The 18,969-nt window shown below is 68.0% G+C and carries 11 protein-coding genes and 1 pseudogene; 1 reads left to right on the plus strand and 11 read right to left on the minus strand.

Annotated features, from left to right (window positions below; translation table 11 throughout):
• Positions 1–362: 362 nt before the first annotated feature.
• The 9 genes from H613_RS0122900 to H613_RS0122940 form a co-directional block, all read right to left on the minus strand.
• The gene (locus tag H613_RS0122900; RefSeq protein WP_026925596.1) at positions 363–2,744 is read right to left on the minus strand and encodes a glycosyl hydrolase 53 family protein; all 2,382 of its coding nucleotides are present in this window, start codon (positions 2,742–2,744) and stop codon (positions 363–365) included.
• 81 nt (positions 2,745–2,825) lie between these two features.
• Positions 2,826–3,167 (minus strand): hypothetical protein, encoded by a 342-nt coding sequence (locus tag H613_RS0122905; RefSeq protein WP_026925597.1) that lies wholly within the window; start codon positions 3,165–3,167, stop codon positions 2,826–2,828.
• A gap of 88 nt (positions 3,168–3,255) precedes the next feature.
• Complete coding sequence (locus tag H613_RS28620) at positions 3,256–5,598, minus strand: rhamnogalacturonan lyase family protein (protein WP_084546891.1); 2,343 nt, start codon at positions 5,596–5,598, stop codon at positions 3,256–3,258.
• Between the two features lie 117 nt (positions 5,599–5,715).
• Entirely contained in the window at positions 5,716–7,017 is a 1,302-nt protein-coding gene (locus tag H613_RS28625; protein WP_026925598.1) for an RICIN domain-containing protein, read from the minus strand.
• A gap of 439 nt (positions 7,018–7,456) precedes the next feature.
• Positions 7,457–8,455, minus strand: a complete 999-nt coding sequence (locus tag H613_RS0122920; RefSeq protein WP_211234935.1) for a LacI family DNA-binding transcriptional regulator — start codon at positions 8,453–8,455, stop codon at positions 7,457–7,459.
• Between the two features lie 141 nt (positions 8,456–8,596).
• Complete coding sequence (locus H613_RS28630; protein WP_084546892.1) at positions 8,597–10,183, minus strand: glycosyl hydrolase 53 family protein; 1,587 nt, start codon at positions 10,181–10,183, stop codon at positions 8,597–8,599.
• Positions 10,184–10,276: 93 nt separating this feature from the next.
• Positions 10,277–11,155 (minus strand): sugar ABC transporter permease, encoded by an 879-nt coding sequence (locus tag H613_RS0122930; RefSeq protein ID WP_084546893.1) that lies wholly within the window; start codon positions 11,153–11,155, stop codon positions 10,277–10,279.
• A 2-nt stretch (positions 11,156–11,157) separates the two neighbouring features.
• Entirely contained in the window at positions 11,158–12,492 is a 1,335-nt protein-coding gene (locus tag H613_RS0122935; RefSeq protein ID WP_026925601.1) for a carbohydrate ABC transporter permease, read from the minus strand.
• A gap of 108 nt (positions 12,493–12,600) precedes the next feature.
• The gene (locus H613_RS0122940) at positions 12,601–13,941 is read right to left on the minus strand and encodes an extracellular solute-binding protein (protein WP_026925602.1); all 1,341 of its coding nucleotides are present in this window, start codon (positions 13,939–13,941) and stop codon (positions 12,601–12,603) included.
• 260 nt (positions 13,942–14,201) lie between these two features.
• Between H613_RS0122940 and H613_RS28635 the strand changes: the two genes are divergently transcribed.
• Positions 14,202–16,184 carry a beta-galactosidase gene (locus H613_RS28635; RefSeq protein ID WP_035739076.1) on the plus strand — a complete coding sequence of 661 codons (1,983 nt, stop codon included), beginning with the start codon at positions 14,202–14,204 and terminating at the stop codon, positions 16,182–16,184.
• Positions 16,185–16,263: 79 nt separating this feature from the next.
• On the opposite strand, the gene H613_RS30490 is transcribed toward H613_RS28635, so the two are convergent.
• Positions 16,264–17,772, minus strand: coding sequence for an RICIN domain-containing protein (locus H613_RS30490; protein WP_211234936.1), 1,509 nt, complete (start codon positions 17,770–17,772; stop codon positions 16,264–16,266).
• Positions 17,773–18,631: 859 nt separating this feature from the next.
• Positions 18,632–18,969 (minus strand): annotated as a pseudogene (locus H613_RS31875) (hypothetical protein); the annotation flags it as partial.

An 18,969-nucleotide genomic window follows, 5' to 3' on the forward strand; every position in this document is an offset into this window, starting at 1 on the left:
AAGGCGACCGCCGACGGCGGCATGAGACAAGGGAGTCCGGGCCGGTCCTGCGACAGCAATGTCCAACGGCCCGGACTCCCGCACCAGTTTGGCGGGACTTCACCCCAGGTCGGGGGCACTGTTCCAGATGGTTGAATCGAGGCCGCCGACGAAGCGGCCGCGGCCGAGCCGGCACAGGCCGCGGGCGTCAATGCGGGCATGACCGCCGTCGACATCTCCGCCGAAGCGCCCGAGCTGTACCACGTGCGCGGCGGCGACTCCGGCGGATCCTTCACCTCCGGCAACGTCAGCTGCCGGCAGTAATCGGTCGGAGTCGGCAGGACCTGCCGACTCCGACCGACCTCAATGCTCGGTGCGTCGGCTCAGAGCCCGGCGCATTGCCCGCTCCCCGGGCCCTGCACCTGGTTGATCGATCCGTTGTCGACCGGCGCGGGCCGGTTGCCGGTGCACGACAGCGGGCCGGTGATCTCATTGCCGGCGATCACGTTCCAGCCCGCGGTGTCGGTGACGGCGACCGGTCCGGTCACCTGATTCGAGCCGCAGCCCAGCACGGGGTTGCCGAGGGTGACCGACGATCCGCCGGTGAGGTTGACGGGGCCGGTGACCTGGGTGTCGCACAAGACCACCACGTTCGCGCCGGTGGCGGAGACCGGACCGGTGACCTGGGCCCCGTCCGATACCAGTCCGGCGCCGTCGGCCACGGTCACCGGGCCGTACACGTGGGCGTCGTCGGTGAGGCAGGTGGTGCCCTCCTCGACCGACAGCGGCCCGAAGTGCATGCCGCTCACCGTGGTGTCGCACTCGACCGAGGAGTACTCGTCCACCACGTCGACGACCGCCGCTACCTCGCCGTGCTCGGTCGTGCCGGAGACGGTGAACCGGCCGGCGGCGTCGGTCGCCCCGGACGGCACGTCCTCCCACTCGACCGGGACCGACGCCTCAGAGCCGTCCGCGGTGGTCAGGACCTGGACCGAGTCCGGCAGCACCGGTGTCTCCCCGGTCCGGACCGCGGAGTAGACCGTGTCCTCGACCACGTGCGTCGCGCGGCTCTGGTTGTAGACGTCGATCGAGGAGTAGGGCTCAGCGGTGTCCTCCATGTCCGGCACCGACCGGAACATCGCTTGGAAACTCGCCGGTTCCCAGGTGAGCGCCCCGGTGCCGCGGTTGCCGACGACGTCGTTGACCATCTGGAACACGTGCTGGATGGCGTCCGCCTGTCCCTGGACGGTCCGCGGGAACGGGGAGTGGGGCTGGGTGCCTCCGCCGGTGGCCGGATACGACGTCTCCGCGATCTCCAGTTCGTACTGCGGATAGGCGGTCGCCAGCTCGTGCAGGTTGGATTCCATCTGTTCGGGAGTGCCGTGCCACTCCGGGTAGTACGAGAGCCCGAGCACGTCGAAGTCCTGGCCCTTGGCGTTCAGCCGGGTCACCAACTGGTCCCAGAATTCTCCCGCCTTGTCCATGCCGCTGAGGCGCCCGATGACCGAGTGCAGTTCCACTTCGGTCTCCGGCGAGGCGTCCCGGACCGCCGCTATCCCGGAGGCCAGGAGCGTGGTGAACCGGTCCCAGGAGTCCAGGTACAGCTGGTACTCGCCCGGGTCCTCGGAGTCCCTGTACTGCCAGAGGATGCCGCCGCCCGGCTGCGACTGGTAGATGTCGGCCTGGTCGCGGAAGTACGGCGGGTTGGCGTCGGCGTGCACCGCCTCCGTGGGCGGCGCGTCGGCCGCCTCGCTGCCCCACATGAACCCGTTGGCGATCTCGTTGCCGACCGCCACCTTGTCCGGGACCGTGCCCTGCTCCACCAACTGGCCGACGTAGTCGTAGGTGTAGTCGTACACCGCGTCGGTCAGCTCGTCGAACTCCAGTTCCGCCCAGGCGCGAGGCTTGGGCTGCTTGCCCGGATCCGCCCACGAGTCGGCGTAGTGGAAGTCGATCCCCAGCCCGAGCCCGCGTTCGGCGACCCACTGCGCCGAGGTCAGCGTGCGCTCCGGTCCCTGGTAGGGGATCGGCGACGGCTCGCCGGTGGACTCGTTGCGAGGCTCGTTGAAGACCCGCAGCCGGGTGTACTCCATCCCTCGGTCGGCCATCACGTCCAGCAGGAACGGGCCGGCGCCACGGTCCTCCTCCTGCGGGTGCACCCAGTACTCCCGGTCCCGGTTGTTGTCCATCCAGGACAGGTCCGCGCCCAGTACCAGGTCGTCCCTCAGATAGTTGAAGACCATCAGCTCGCTGACGCCGACCGTCGCCCCGGGAGAGGCCCCTGTGACGGTGACCCGCACGTATCTGGTCCCCGGCTGGGTGAACATGTCGACGCCGCCCCGGCCCGGCGTGGCGGTGGCCGACCGGTCGGCGATGAGGTGCCACTGCTCCCCGTCGCCGGAGGCCTCGACCACGTACTGGTACACCGCACCAGGGTCGGGGAAGGTCACGTGCACCTTCCTGACGTTGTCATAGGTCCCGCCCAGATCCAGTTGGAGCCATTGGCCCGGCCCGGATTCCGCGGGCGTCCAGGCGGTGTCCGGATCCTGGTCGATGGACAGGGGGGCGGTGGACGCACCGCTGCCGGCCGTCGCCTCCACCCAGTATTTGGCGGCCAGGTTGCTCTCCACCGGCTCTATCTCCGTCTCCCCGTACAGGGCCGAGGCCGGCGACCCCGACCCGAGCACGCCCGCCCCCGCCAGGACGAGCGACGCCACGGCACCCGCGACCGCCCGGCGCAGTCGTTCGGACGCGGCGCCCGTCAAGCCCGTAAACCGTCTGTTTCCAGATCTTCGCATGATCGCTCCAAGTGGTATCGGTTGCTGGAGGTCCTACAGGTTCCACTGTCAGTCCGAGCCCCGGTTCACGACGTCGGTGGCCCGGCCCCCGTCGCCGACCGCTCCGGTCGCCCAGTCCAAGACCGCGATCCCGCTGCCGCCGTATCGGGGAGCGAACACCGCGACCACGTCGTCGAGAAGCCGGGCATGGTCGAGCGGCGGATCGGCGTAACACTCCATACTGGAGGTGTGGCGCGTGGCCCAATCGGTCCGACCCGACGCGTCCGACGGCGAGGTCGCCAGACCGGCGACCGACTTGCGGTACTGCAAAGCCGAGTTGTGCGTGTCGAAGGCGGGCAACGCCGTCAACGCGACGACGAGCACCCCGCGCAAGGTTCTGATCCGGTGCACAGTCGGCCTCCTTGCCGATGGCTCGTTCATCGTGAGAGGTCGCCGCCGCCCCGGGCGCTGCGGTGTCCGCGCCCGGGGCGGCGGGAGCCTATGGGGTGTGGATGTCGGGCCAGGGGTAGCCGGTGACGTCCGAGCCGATGTAGAAGCTCGGATGCGGCGGCTGGTTGTAGCCGGTGTTCTGCCAGGCGACCGCGACCCGGTACTGGATGTCGTGCATCAGTGTCGGGATGCGCAGGTCCGTCTGGTTCGGTGTCGCGTAGATCCGCAGCGCCGAGGAGTTCGAGGTCTTCCATATGACCTCTTCCCGCCAGTCGCCGAACAGGTCGGCCGACAGCGCCGGAGTCGACTTGGTGCCGTTGTTCGAGGTCACTCCCGAGCCGTCCAGAAGCGTCTGGGCGGGCGAGTAGTTGCTGATGCGGGTGCCGTCGAGCAGTTCGCGCTCGCCGTCGCCGTCCCACCATGCCAGGAAGTTGGTCGAGCTCGGCTTGGACCCGATGTTGGCCCCCGAGGCGTTCCGCAGGCCGCTGACCAGGGAAGACCAGTACTCCGAACCCGCGTTGCCCGCGTAGATGTTGGCCCCGACGCCGCGGCCGTTGTCGTCGTTCGCGACCGGGGTCTGCATGATGATCGACCCGGTGTCGCCGTCGATCAGGCGCGTGGAGGGCATGCTGGGCCACTCTCCGGGCATGAACACCTCCTGGCCCGGATTGGACGGCACGTGGTCGGTCACGTGCAGCGCGTCGCCATGGCCCATGCGGGTGTTCCACAGCGGCCGCCCGTCCGAGCCGATCGCCATCGCCCCGTAGACGATGTCCTGGCGGCCGTCGCCGTCCAGGTCGGCGATGGAGAGGTTGTGGTTGCCCTGGCCCTCGTACTGGCTGCCCTCGTCGTCGGAGTCGAAGATCCACCGGGTGGTCAGGTCATGGCCGTCCCAGTCGAGCGCCCAGATCACGCTTCGGGTGTAGTAGCCGCGCGCGAAGACCATCGAGGGCGTCGCACCGTCGAGGTAGGCGGTGCCGGCGAGGAACCGGTCGACCCGGTTGCCGTAGTCGTCGCCCCAGTCCGAGACCCTGCCGCGCGCCGGCCGGTAGTCGACGGTGTCCATCGCCGCGCCGGTCTGGCCGTTGAAGATGGTCAGGTACTCCGGGCCGTCCAGGATGCGGCCGTTCGAGTCGCGGTAGTCGGCGCCGGCGTCGCCGATGACCGTGCCCTGCCCGTCGCGGGTGCCGTCGGCGGTCTTGACCGCGAGCTCGGCGGCGCCGTCGCCGTCGTAGTCGTAGACCTGGAACTGCGTGTAGTGCGCACCGGCCCGGATGTTGCGGCCCAGGTCGATGCGCCACAGCCGCTCGCCGTTGAGGCGGTAGGCGTCGAGGTAGACGTTCCCGGTGTAGCCCTCGTGCACGTTGTCGTGCGCGTTGGTCGGGTCCCACTTGACGATCAGCTCGTAGACGCCGTCCCCGTCCAGGTCGGCCGCGGAGGTGTCGTTGGCCTCGTAGCTGTACGACCCCGAGGGATTGCTGCCGCCGGCGGGCCGCTGGATGGGGACGTCGAAGTACCCACTGGAGTTGAACCGGACCTCGGTGTCCGATGCCGGACCCTCGGTCCCGTCGGTGACGGCCCGGACGGTGTACTGCGAGCCCGAGGAACCGGAGCCGTCGAGGTAGTTCGTCGCCCCGGTGAGCGGCGACGAGTTCACCTTCGTGCCGTCCCGGTAGACGTTGAACGCGACGTCCTCGGCGTCGGTGCCCAGCAGCCGCCAGGACACCAGCTGGCCGCCGCCCGATGGCACGACGGTCACGCCGCGGGTCAGCGCCTCGACCTCGTACCGGCCGTCGCCGCCCTGGCCCGGGTCACCGGGGTCGTCGGTGGTCGGCGGGTCCGTCGGCTCGTCGCCGTCGACGCGGATCAGCTGGAACTGCTGGTTGGTGCCGCCGTTCAGGTCGTACTGCGAGATGCGGGTCCCGGGCGTGGTCGAGCGTTCCCAGACGTCGAGTGCCTTGCCGGAGAAGCGGTTGACGACGGTGAGGTAGTCGCCGTCCGCTTGCAGCTCCCACTGCTGGTTGGTGCCGCCGTTCGGCGTGTACTGGGCGATGGTGGCCCCGTTGTCGGCGTTCCGCTCCCACACGTCCAGCACCATCTCGGTGTGCCGGACCTGGATCTCGTAGTAGCCGTCTCCGGTGTCGACGAACCGGAATTGCTGGCTCTCCGCGTCGGTGCGGTCCGCCTGGACCAGCTGGGCACCGGTCCGGGTCGAGCCGCCCTCGATCTCCCACACCAGACCCGAGGAGCGGGCCTGCACGATGTACCAGGCACCGGTGTCGGGCGCGGCCGAGGCGCTGAATGGATTGAAGACGGACATGGTCGTGGCGACCAAGGCCGCCACCGCGAGGGCCGTCAGGCTTTGCAGCCGCCGGGTCCGAGGTATTCGCATGATTGCTCCGTGAGTTTCAACGTGAGGGACATCCGGCGGCGACGGCGTCGGCTCCGAGTGCCGGGAGGCCGTGCGACGCCGTCGCCGCCGGATCGGATCGTTCTGATCGAGCCGGGGTCAGAGGGCTTGGCGGGTGAAGCGCTGGTTGTCGTTGCCGGTGTAGGTGTATTGGGAGATGCGGGCGCCGTCGGCGGTCGAGTGCTCCCAGACGTCCATGGCCAGGCCGGAGGCGCGGTTGATGAGGCTGATCGTGCCGCCGCCGTGTTCGACGATGCTCCACTGCTGGCTCGCGGCGTCCGATTCGGGCTGCTGGGTGATGTCGGCGCCGTTGGCGTTGCCGGCGACTTGCAGGACCAGGCCGGAGTGGCGGGCCTTGATCCGGTAGTGGTCCTCGCCGGCGTCGATGAACTCGAACTGCTGGTTGGTCCGGCCGGTCGGCGTCCACTGGATCAGCGCGGCTCCGGCCGCGGTGGAGACCCCGTCGATGTCGGCGTACTTGCCGCTGTGCTGGGCGACCAGGCGGTAGAGGCCGGTGGGTTCGGACGGTCCTTCGCCCAGTTCGGCTTCCCAGCGGGTGTTGGACCCTGCGGCGTCGGACGGGAGGCGGTCGCGGGCGGCGGTGTCGCCGTACATGCTCCAGCGCGCCCAGTCCACGACGGTGGTCGGGAAGCGGTTGTCGCTCCAGAAGCTGGTGTGGCTGCCGCCGACGAAGGTGAGGAACGCCTTGGGCCAGGCGATCTCCGAGTACGCCTGCCTCGCCGAGCTGTAGTCGCAGGTGGGGTCCTGGTCGCCATGGACGAACAGGACTTTGGCATTGACCGTGCCGGCGGGGTTGCCCATGTCGATGCACGACTGCGGGTTGGCGGAGACGATGCGGCTGTCGGGCCAGGCCGTGAGCAGGCCGTGGGTGACCATGCCGCCCAGGGAGTGGCCCGAGACGCCGACGCCGATGTCGGTGTCGATGTGCCCGGCGAGCGGTCCGCTGGCGTTGAGGTCGAGGGTGTCGGTGAGGATCTGTGAGACGTCGCGGGAGGTGTTGCCGTTGTTGACGTCCTCGAAGCTGTGCTGGAAGTGGGGGGCGGGGACGATGAAGCCCGCCGCGGCCAGGGCCCGGATGATGAACAGGGAGTTCTGCGGGCTGCTGCCCCATCCGTGGGTGAAGTTGTAGACGGGGAAGACCCCGTCGGCGACCGGGGCGTTGTCGATCGGGTTGCCGCCGGGGGATCCGGTGGCCGGGTAGTAGACGTAGGTCGTGAGCTGGCGGGAGCCCCGCCACCAGTCGTACCGGCGCACGCCCACGGCGAACGGATCGGCCGGAGCGGGATCGGCGAGCGCGTGCCCGGCGCCGAGCAGGGACGCGCCCGCGCCCAGCGCTCCCGCAACACTCAGATTCAGAAAAGTACGTCGCTGCATTGACATGGTGATTCCTTCTTGGAGGGTTATGGATGTCGCTGACGACGAGTCGCTGTTCGAGGGGCCGCGCTCGGTGAGCTCGGCAGACCTGGGCACGAGGAGTCGTCATATAAATGAAATCGTTCCCAGCTTCAATGAGCGATGCGCGCAGTAATGAGCACCGGAAACGGGGCCGATTTGCCAGGTCCGGAACCAAACGCTGAAGCTTCCTTTCGGGTGAGGGTCGTCGGAACTTACTGGGAACGATCACGATATACTGAAGTATATCGATGGGTGTATATGCAGTCAAGGCGTTCGCGCTCCGATTCCCAACGGTTTGTGAACGTTTTCCGTCGGTACCGGATAAAGGCCAGATGGTTTTTCAGAAAGGTCGTCAACGTGAGCCGAGTGCCGGTCGCGGCGCGGACGCCTGTCGGAGAGCGACCGTCCGGCCGCGATCGATGATCTAAGCGGAGTCGCGGACGATCAGTTCGGTCGGGAGCACGATCGGTTCGACCGCCTGCTCATCGAGCAGGGCGGTCAGGAGCCGGACGGTCTCCTCGGCGACCTGGGCGAGGGGCTGGCGGACCGTCGTGAGCATCGGACGGGTCGCGGAGGCGATCGCCGAGTCGTCGAAGCCGCCCACGGCCACGTCCTCGGGCACCCGCCGTCCCGCGGCGTGCAGTACCTGCAAGGCCCCGGCCGCCATCAGATCGGAGGCGACGAACACCGCGTCGAGGTCGGGCACGCCCTCAAGGAGCCTGCGCATGGCCTGCTCGCCGCCGACCTGGGTGTAATCGCCGTGGACGACCATCTTCTTGGTCGCCTTGCGGCCCAGCACGCTGGTGAAGCCCTCCAGCCGGAGCGAGCCGCCGGGGGTGTCGAGCGGGCCGGTGATCATGCCGATACGGCGCCGCCCCTGGCCGACCAGGTACTCGGTCATGGCCCGCGCCCCGCCCCGGTCATCGGCGGCGGCGTAGGGGACGACCGACTCGCGCCCGAGCACCGCGCCGCAGGCCACCGCGGGCACCCCGGCGCGTTCGATGTCCTCCAAGAGCGGATCGCCCGCGTGCGCCGACACCAGCAGCGCACCGTCGGTGTGGCCGCCCCGCAGATAGCGGGCGACGCGTTCGCGGCCGTCGTCGTCGCCGGCGATCATGAGCACCAGGGACATGTCGCGCTCGGCGAGCTGGTTCGTCGCCACACGCATGAGCACCGAGAAGTTCGGGTCCTCGAACAGGCGCTCCTGGGGTTCGGAGAGGACCATGACGATCGAGCCGGTGCGGCTGGTCTTGAGGCTGCGGGCGGCACGATTGACCACGTAGCCGGTCTCGGCCACCGCCCGCCGCACCGCCATCTCCGCCGAGAGCGAGACGTTCCCCTGGCCGTTGAGCACTCGCGAGACCGTGCCGCGCGAGACCCCCGAGGCCGCCGCGACGTCATTGATCGTCGGTCGTTTCCGCACCAAGTCCCTCCACTCTCCCTTGCGCTCCGGTGAACATTCTCCCTCATCGTCGAGGGGGTGGGGTGGCGGCCCGAGGCAGGGGCCGCCGCCCCGATCGCGTTCACCCGGTGCGGCGCGATGCCCGCACCGCCCGTCGGGCGACTATCCGAGGGTCCATTCCTGATTGGTTCTGCCGTTGCAGGTCCACAGCACCACAGCGGCGCCGTTGGCGGTCGAACCTCCGTCGACGTCCAGGCACAGCCCGGAATGAACGCCTGAGATCGAGCCGTCGGCGTTCAGGTTCCACTGCTGGTTGCTCTGGCCGTTACAGGTCCAGATGATCGCCGCCGTGCCCGCACTCGTGCCCCGGCCCTCTGCGTCCAGACACCGCAGCGAACCACCGGAGTAGACCGTCAGCTCACCGGAGTCGGTGTAGGTCCACTGCTGGTTGGCCCCGCCCCAGCAGTCGTAGATCTGCACCTGCGTCCCGGTCTGCGTGGTCTGGCTCGGCACGTCCAGGCACTTGTCCGCGCCGACCGCGCGCAGCTCCCCGGTGTCGCCGCCGCCGTCGCCGTCGCCGTCGTCGCCGCCGCCGCCGGTCCACTCGCCGAAGACGTCGAGCGTCGAGAGCTTGTTCCCGTTGCAGTCGAACAGGGCCTGGTTGTCCCAGGAGTTGCTCTCGCCGGCCTGGTCGTTGATGTACGACATGCCCGCCGAGGTGGCCCAGGTGGTGTCGCCGATCCACGCCGGCTCCCACCAGACGATGCCGCGGCCGCGGTCGTTCGGCACGTCGGCGACGGCCTGGGCCACATCGCGCAGGAAGTCGGTCTGGCCCTGCACGGTGGCGGGGTAGCCGCTCTCGTTCGCGTGTGAGCTGGTGAAGATGTTGCCGCGCCCGTCGCAGTCGTTCAGGGTGTAGCCGTATGCGGTCTCGACGATGAGCACGTCCTTGCCGTAGCGGGCACTGACGTCGTTGAGGTTGTACCGCAGGTCGCTCAGCGTGCCGTGCCAGTACGGGTAGTACGACAGGGCGATGATGTCGAACGGGACGCCCCGCGAGGTGGCGTTGTCGAACCAGTTGCGGTAGGCGCCGTTGTTGCCGCCGCGGTCGAGGTGCAGCGCGATCTCGATGCCGCTCGCACCCTGGTGGACGCCCTCGATGCCGGCCTTCAGCAGCTCGGCCAGCTGCGACCAGTTGTCGGTGCTGCCGTCGGGCCAGAGCATGCCGTTGGTGATCTCGTTGCCCACCTGGACGATGTCGGGCGTCGCGCCGGCGGCCTCCATTTCGTCGATGACGTCACGGGTGTAGGTGCGGACCGCTTCGACCAGCTCGCTGAACGACAGGTTCCGCCAGGCCTTGGGCTTGTTCTGCTTGCCCGGGTCCACCCAGAAGTCCGAGTAGTGGAAGTCCAGCAGGACGTCCATGCCGAGCGCCTTGGCGCGCTGCGCCAGCTCGATGGTCTTGTCCAGGTCGTTGGTGCCGCCGCCGTACGGCTGGCCGGAGGAACTGTACGGGTCGTTCCACAGCCGCAGCCGCACCAGGTTGGCGCCGCTGTCGGCCATGATCTCGAGCGCGTCGCCCTCGGCCCCGTTGTCGTAGAACCGGTCACCGGCGGCCTCGACCTCGATCAGGGTGCCTGGGTCGACCCCCATATAGAAGTCACTGCGCGCGGCTTGGGCCGGGGAAGCCGTGGCGAACGCGACGAAGCACATGGTGGCCGCGAGGGCCACCGCCATTGTCCGTCTCATATGTCGCTCCTTTGCGATTGAGGGGGCGGGCACTGCTGAGCGCCCGCGACGACGGCGGAGTAATGCCGTCGAAGTCGAAGAGGTACATGCGGCTCATCCCTTCTCCGCGCCCGCCATGGCGCCGGCGACCAGGTAGCGCTGCATGATGACGAAGATGACCGTGATCGGCACCGCCAGGAACACCGCTCCGGCCGCGAACGTGGTGAAGTCGTTGGCGTACTGGTCGGTGATCATGTCGAACAGTCCCAGCGCCACGGTCTGCTTGCTCCGGCTCTGGAGCAGCAGCCGCGGCAGGATGAAGTCCATCCACGGCATCGTGAACTGCATGACCGCCACGAACGCCAGCATCGGGCGCATCAAGGGCAGCATGATCTTGCGGAAGATCGTGATCCGGCCGGCCCCGTCGAGGGCGGCGGCCTCGTCCAGGCTCGCCGGCAGGTTGTCGGTGTAGCCCTTCATGAGCCAGGTGTTGTACGGCAACGCGGCGGCGATGCCCACCAGCGCCACACCCGTCAGCGAGTCCAGCAGCCCGAAGTTGAGGAACAGCATGTAGACCGCGATCGCGGTCAGGAAGGAGGGGAACATCTGGAGCACGAGGATCGCCAGCATCCCGAACTTGCGGCCGCGGAACCGGATGCGGGCGAACACATACCCGCACAAGGCCGAGAGCGCGACACCGCCGACCATGTTGAACGTGGCGATATAGAGCGAATTGAGGTACCAGCGCCCGTAGCCGGTCTCCGTGAACAGGAAGACGTAGTTGTCGAACGACGCGTCCTCGGGGATGGGGGTGGTGTTGGCCAGACCGCCGCCGGGACCGAAGGAGGCGCCCACGACCCACAACAGCGGGAAGACCACGATCACCGCGACGACGAGGAGGCAGAGGTGGATGAAGACGCTGGAGACCCGCCCCTTGCGGCGTTCGCGCTCCACGATGTTGGCCGGCGTTTCCCGCTGTATCGTGCTGACCATGGCTACAGCTCCCGAATCGCCCTGGAACGCCTGAGGTTCCAGACCGAGATAGTGCCGACGATGAAGAAGACGATGATGCTCATGACCGCGCCGATGTTGTACAGGCGATTGTCCAAGGTGAGTTTGAACAGCCAGGTGACGAGCAGGTCAGTGCTTCCGGCGAAGCGGTAATCGACGTTGTCCGGTCCGCCTTCGGTGAGGAAGTAGACCAGCCCGAAGTTGTTGAAGGCGGCCACGAACGCCAGGACGAGCAGGGGTGTGCACGTCCGCTGCACGATCGGGACGGTGACGTACCGCAACTGCTGGAGCGTCCCGGCGCCGTCGATGCGGGCGGCCTCGTAGTAGCTGTCGGGGATGTTGGTGAGCACGCCGCCGACGAGCGCCATGAAGAACGGGAAGCCCAGCCACAGATTGACCAGGAGTGCGACGGCGCGGGCGAGGTTGGGGTTGGTGGGATCGGTGAACCAGTAGACGCGCTCGTCGGTCAGTCCGATGTCGACCAGGAACTGGCTGATGGGGCCGAACTGGCCGTTGAACATCGCGCGGAACACCAGGGCCGAGACGATCCCGGGCACCGCCCAGGGAAGCAGGAAGATCGTGCGCCACACGCGCGGGAACCGGACCTTCTTGCTCGCGAGCAGGACGGCCAGGAGGAAGCCGGCGCAGTAGGTGGTGGCGGTCGCGAGGATCGCCCACACGAACGTCCAGGCGAGCACGCCGAGGAACGTCCCGGTCCACGACGGCACCGTGAAGATCTGCGCGAAGGTGTCGAGTCCCACCCAGTTGACGAGGTTCATTGGCGGCAGGTTGTCGCGGTTGTAGTCGGTGAACGCGACCAGGACGCCGAAGGTGATCGGCAGCACCGACATGAAGACGATGAGCACCAGTCCTGGGGACAGGGCGATGTAGGCGAAGGCGCCTTCCCAGATCCTGCGGAAGTAGTCGGCTGAGCGCTCGGGGGCCTCCCCTGCGCCTAGGCGGGTGCGGCAGCGGGCGGCGTCGCGGACGGACCAGATCGCGACGATCGCGAGCAGGCAGAGCGTCAGCAGCGCGATGATCCCGTTGGCGAGCAGGACGATCGAGTTGTCGCCTTCGCTGAGCCCGGTGAGCGACATCTCCCGGGGCGTGTCACCGAGGGTGACGAGTCCCCACAGGCCCCTGACGAAGAAGCCGCCGTTGGCGCGGGCGGTGAATTCCATTCCGGCGTAGTAGTTGCCGGTGACCATCTCCCAGGTGATGGCGGTCGCGTAGAACGCGAAGAAGAATGCGGCCTTGCCCGGCTGTCGGTTGATCAGCTGGCCGGTCCCCCACACCAGTGCCGAGGCGAGGCCCGGCACCGGTGCGGGGAGAGCGGAGCTCCCGGTATTCCCCGGTTCCCGCGGCGCTCGGCCGGGCGTCGGGACGCGAGGAGAAGGGGTCTTGGTGGTGCTCACCATCGAATGGTCCTAAAGTCCGTGAAGTTCGGCGTAGGTCTCGACCGCCTTGGTCTGGGCGGCATCGACATCGGACAGCTCGTCCCATACATCGACGACCATCGCGTCGCCGACCTCCCAGAAGTACTCCGGCACCTGCGGGACGAGTTCGGCCTGCGCGGACTGGGCCACGATGCCGGCCACGTGCGGGTCGTCGCCGATGCCCTCGATGCCCGAGAGCAGGTCCTCATTGAGCGCGGGAATCTCCCCAGTGGAGGCGTAGACCGCGGCGGCGCCTGCGTCGGAGGCCATGAAGTTGGCGAAGACGCGGGCGGCGGCCGGGTACTCCGAGTAGCCCGAGACGGCCGCGACGTGCATGCCGGCGAAGGTCGCGGCCGGATCGCCGCCTTCCGCGATCGGCATCGTGGTCACCCCGTATTCGAAGCCGTTCGCCTCGGCCCCTTCGTCGAAGAGCGAGAAGCTCCAGGGACCGGTGGTGACGTACGGGGTCTCGCCCTCGGCGAATCCCTCCTCGATGGTCTCCCAGGTGGAGTCGGCGCTGGGAACATCCCAGATCTCGCGCAGCCCCGCGTAGTACTCCAGCGCCTCGGCCAGACTCGGGTCGCCGAAGCCGGGGTCGTCGACGTTGCCGTCGGGGTAGACCCGCCAGCCCATGGTCGACAGGATCGGGTAGGCGCGGTAGATCTCCATGGTGGACATGCGGATCGTCCACCGGTTGGAGGACGGGTCGTTGTACTCCTGGGCGAGCTCGGCGATCTCCTCCCAGGTGCCCGCGGGCTCAGGTGAGCCGGTGAGCTCTTCGAGGAGCGTCTTGTTGTACATCAGGGCCATCGACTCGGTGGTGACCGGGACGGCGTACATCTGGTCGTCCTGGGAGACCACACTGGTGAACGCCTCGTTCATGCGGCTCTTGAGGACGTCGGTGTAGTTGCCGAGGGGAGCCGCGGTGCCGTCGTCGATCGCGTCGGGAATCTCGTTGTACAAGGTCATGAAGACATCGGCGCCGGTCCCGGCTTCACCGGCCAGGGCCATCTTGCCGACCGCGTCGTGTTTGCCGACCAGCTCGTATTCGACCTTGACGCCGGGGTACTGCTCGTTGAACGCGGCGATGACGGCCTCGGCGCGCAGCTCGTCTTCGAACCAGACCTTGAGGGCCTGCTCGCCGGAGGCGATCTCCTCCTCCATCACGTACTGCTGGGCCTCTTCGTCCCATTCGAGGTCGCCGTCGGTCTCCTCACCCTCGGTGGGCCCGCCGCAGGCGGCGAGGGTTCCGGCGGTGGCGGTCAGGCCGCCGAGCGCGAGCAGGTTGCGGCGGTTCAGTGCCCGGTCGGCGGGGGATCCGTTGCTTCGCATTCTCAGTCCTTAGTCTCGTTTTGAGGGGATCTGACGCTGGGCTCCAGCGGCAGACCGTGAACGATTACATAAACATAGCGACATGGATCACTGAAAACAAGTCCAATATCAAGCTTATATAGACTTATGTCTGTATTTCTACTTCCTAGAACGATCACAATTCTGAAACATCGGCTGGCGGGCGCCAGGTTGCCAACCTGTGCGGGCCGAGGTATTGTGCACGTTCACAAGCACTCGCGCGAGAGACCCGGGAGACAGCGTTGAGGACGATTCGCTATGGAGGCGATTACAACCCCGAGCAGTGGCCTGAGGAGGTCTGGCACGAAGACGTCCGCCTCATGAAGGAGGCGGGCGTCAACCTCGTCAGCCTCGGGGTCTTCAACTGGGGCATCATCGAGCCCGCCCCCGGCGAGTACGACTTCACCGGCCTGGACCGGAGCATCGAGCTCCTGCACGAGAACGGGATCGGCGTCAACCTCGGCACCCCCACCTCCTCTCCGCCGGCCTGGCTGCGCCGCGCCCACCCCGAGATCCGCCTGGTCGACGTCGACGGGCGGACCCTGGCGGGAGGCACGCGCCACGGGGTGTGCCCCTCCTCGCCGGCCTACGGCGACGCCTGCGCGAACATCGTCGAGCAGCTGGCCGCCCGCTACGGCTCCCACCCGGCCGTGGAGCTGTGGCACGTCCACAACGAATACGGCTGGGCGAATCTGGAGTGCTACTGCAAGGTCTCCGAACGGGCCTTCCACCGCTGGCTCGAAGACCGATACGGCGAGATCGACCGCCTCAACGATGCCTGGGGCACCGCGTTCTGGGGCATCGTCTACCGCTCCTTCGACCAGATCGAGGCCCCCGCCGCCGCCCCTCCCGGGGTCAACCCGGCCCTGCTCCTCGACTGGAAGCGGTTCTCGGGCGAGGCGCACCTGGCGAACTACCGGGTCCAGCGCGAGATCATCGCCCGCCACTCCGACGCCCCGGCGACCACGAACTTCATGATCCCCAACTGCGAGGGCATGGACTACTGGCGCTGGGCCGAGGCGGTCGACGTCGTCTCCAACAACCACTACCTCGTCGCCGAGCGGCCCGAGAACCACATCGAACTGTCCATGAGCGCCGACCTGGCCCGCGGCGTCGCCGGCGGACCTTGGATGGTCATGGAGCACTCCACGTCCGCGGTCAACTGGCAGGCCCGCAACCTCGCCAAAACCACCGGCGAGATGCGCCGCAACTCCCTGACCCATCTCGCGCGCGGCGCCGACGGGCTCATGTTCTTCCAATGGCGCGCTTCGCGGTCCGGGGCCGAGAAGTTCCACTCCGCGATGCTTCCCCACGGCGGCACCGATACCCAGGTCTGGCGCGACGTCGTCGAGCTCGGAGGCGACCTCAAGCGGCTGTCCGGTGTGGTCGGGGCCGAGGTCGAGGCCGAGGTCGCCGTCCTGTGGGACTGGGAGTCCTGGTGGGCCCTCGAACTGGAGTGGCGTCCCTCGGTCGAGCTTGAGTTCCGTGAGCGCGTCGAGGCGTACTACTCCTCGCTGTGGCGCCAGCACGTCACCGTCGACTTCGCCCACCCCGAATCGGATCTGAGCCGCTACAAGCTCGTCGTCGCCCCCTCCTCGTACCTGCTCACCGCCGAGGCCGGCAAGAACCTGCGCGGCTACGTCGAGAAGGGCGGCCACCTGATCGTCTCCTATTTCTCTGGCGTGGTCGACGAGCACGACACCGTCCACGCGGGCGCCCACCCAGGAGCGCTGCGGGACGTCCTGGGCCTGTGGGTCGAGGAGTTCCACCCGCTGCCCGAAGACGGCTCGCTCACGCTCGACTCGAGCGCGCGCGGGCGCATCTGGTCGGAGCGAATCCGTCTCGAGGGGGCCGAGGCCGCGGCCCGCTTCGCCGACGGCCCCGACGCCGGACACCCCGCGATCACCCGCCACCGGCTCGGCCGGGGCACAGCCTGGTACGCGGCCACCGCGCTCGACGACGCCACCGGCCTGCGCGGCCTGCTCGCCGAGGCCCTCGACCGCGCCGAGGTCGCCCGGGTCGACGGCGTCCCCGAACAGGTCGAGATCGTCCGGCGCGGCCCGGCCTGCTTCCTGATCAACCACTCGGACCAGGACGTCTCGGTCCCAGGCCTCCGGGGCGTGGACGCCCTCGACGGCACCGCCTACGACGGTGAGGTCGCCATCGCCGCAGGAGCGGTCGTCATCGTCCACACCACCGGGGACACGCCGCCGCACCTGCCCTGAGCGGCCCGGCCGACCTCCCTGCTCCGTGCAATGCTCCACGGCATGGACTCGGCCGGGCCTCGTCAGCGGCTCTCGCCGATCAGCGGAACAGGTCGGCGGGAAGCATCTCCTGGGCCTGCAGCTCGTCGATCACCAATGCCGCGTACTCGGTCGCTCCGTGCTCGGAGAGGTGGGTGTTGTCGCCCTCCTCGTCGGTGAGGTACAGCGCCTTGGACCCTTCCGGGCCGAGTTCCTCGACCCGCTGCTTGGTGAGCGCGGTCAAGTCGACCAGGCTCACGCTCTCGGATTGAGCGAGCCGCCGCATCTCGGCGGGCAGGTCGACACCGAGCCCGTTGACGTGCAGGGCGACGCCGTTATTCAGTGTGCCGTCGTCGTTGAAGTGGCGACGGACGATCGGCGTGACGAGCACTGGGGTGCCGCCCTGGGCGCGCACTTGGTCGATCATGTTCGTGAGATTGGCGCGGAAGTCCGAGGCACTGGTCTGCTTGTCGTTGTGCCCGAACTGGATGAGCACGACGTCCCCCTGCTCGATGAGCGGGCGCATGGCCGGGAAGAGCCGTGAATTCGCAAGGAAGGATCCCGAGCTCTCCCCGGAGTCGGCGTAGTTGGCGACCGACAGGCCCTGGTTGAAGAACTGCGGCAGTTCCTGCCCCCACCCGGTGTACGGGATCCATGCCTGGTCGCAGACGGTGGAGTCGCCTGCCATGAAGAGCTGCCGCTGAGTGGTGGCGGTGACGGTGAGGTCGCTCAGCCGCGGCGCCTGGCCGCCGAAGTACAGGTCGAGGCCCCGGCTGCCGGTGTCACCGGTCGGCTGACCCTCCGGGTTGCGGACGTTGACGGTGAATTGCACCGTCACCTGCTCCCCGGCCGCGGTCGGTGTCGCCCCGAGCATGGTGCGCCGGGTCTCGGCCTCGATGACGGTGGAGCCTGCCTGGTCACCGCCGAGGACGGCGGTGACGTCGTAAGTGCCGGGGGCGAAGTCGAAGTGACAGACGATGGGCGCGCTGCCGGTGCAGCCCTCGATCCCACCGTCTCCTCCCGAGTCGCCGTCGTCTACGGGGATGAGTTGGAACTGCTGGTTGGCTCCGCCGTTGGGCGTGTACTGACTGATACGAGCGCCGGGTTCGGTGGACTTCTCCCACACGTCCAGGGCCTTTCCGGAGAAGCGGTTCACGAACGTCGCGTATCCGCCGCTCTCCTGCACCTGCCACTGCTGGTTGGCGCTGTTCTGGTCGGTGTACTGGGCGATGGTGGCCCCATTGGCGGCATTGCGCTCCCAGACGTCCAGCACCATATTGGAGTGCCGGGCCTGGATGCGGTAGTAGCCGCTGCCGGAGTCGACGAACCGGAACTGCTGGTTGGTCGAGTCGGTGCGGTGCTGTTGAAGGAGTTCGGCCCCGGTCTGCGTCGAGGCGCCCGCGATGTCGAGCACCAGGCCCGAGGACCTGGACTGGATGACGTACCAGGCTGTGGTGTCGGGAGCGGCCGAGGCCTTGACGGGTTGGAAGACGAAGAAGGACGTGACCGCTACCGCGGCCGCGATCAGTACTGACAGCGATCTCGGCCATCGACTTCGGAATGTTCGCATGACTGCTCCGTGCGTGCTGGGAGTGTTCGGTGATCCCCGCCGGGGAAGCGGAGGTGCGGAGTCGGCGGCGCGACCGTGCCCGGCGGGCCGTGTCTGCGTCATCGACATATCGCAATTCATCGATATTAAAGGTTGATTCAGCATACCTGTGAACGCTCCCAGAATCAATGATTTCTCAACGAGAATCCACGAATAACTACAGCAAGGCAACCTAATCGTCTGTCGGCTGCATGCTCGGGACTGATCGGAGTCGGCGAGGTCGGCGCGTTTGACTCACCCGCGCAATGAAGCCCACCGGTATGTGTGAGGGGCCTATCTGTGAGAAGGTTTCGAACTATGCCAGCGAAGTATCCGCAGGCCAGAAACTTTTCCTTGACCGGTTTTGGGGCGTCTGTCAGGCTGGCGGGGACTTTCGTGGTGTGCAGGACGGCGGTGGGTGGGTACAGAGGGGCGGAGTAGCGCCCCGGGCGCCGGCTGGGCGCCCTGCGGTGTCCCCGGGGTGGTCTTGGGTCGGGCTTCAGGCGTATCAGCGATGCAGAGGTGGGAGGGTCCGGGGTGGCCTGTCGGTGCGGAGGCGCGGTCGGGTAGGGCTTCAAACGATCGGCGGCCGAGAGGTGGGCGGAGGCTGGACTGGGCTTTGTGTCCTTGAGGTTGTCTTCGGTTGGGCTTCAGGCGGTTCAGCGATGCAGCGGTGAGCGGGTGTCGGGGGTGGCCTGTCGGCGCGGAGGTTGGTGGTGGGGCTCGCCTGCGGTCCTTCCCTCTCGGGGTGTGGCGGCGGCTGGGGGGATGGCGTATGGGGCCGGTTCGGTGTCCGGGCACGGGGAAGGGCTCGAACCCTCTTGGGATTCGAGCTGAGCGCCTATGGGTGCTCTGTCCCCGCCACAGCATCCCGCGGCGGGCAGGGTAAGAAGGGAACGGGGTCGTCAGGTCCGGTGGTGCCGGTCACTCCTGCTGGTGTCGGGGTGGTCCGATCCGGTGGGAGTGAGGTCTGCTCGTCTTCGCCTGTCCTGGCCTGCTCGCTTTCGGCTGCCGTGGCCGGCTCACGTTCGTCTACTGTGGCCCATTCGGGTGTGCCGGTCGCCTCCTGCCTGGCGGCTGGTGCGGCGAAGCGGGCGCGTACCCGTGCGCGGGCGGCCTTGATGTCGGCTTCGACCTTGGCTTGTTCGATCTGTTCGGCGGTCTCGTTCAGGTCGGCTT

The organism is Glycomyces arizonensis DSM 44726 (assembly GCF_000482705.1).
GTDB lineage: Bacteria > Actinomycetota > Actinomycetes > Mycobacteriales > Micromonosporaceae > Glycomyces > Glycomyces arizonensis.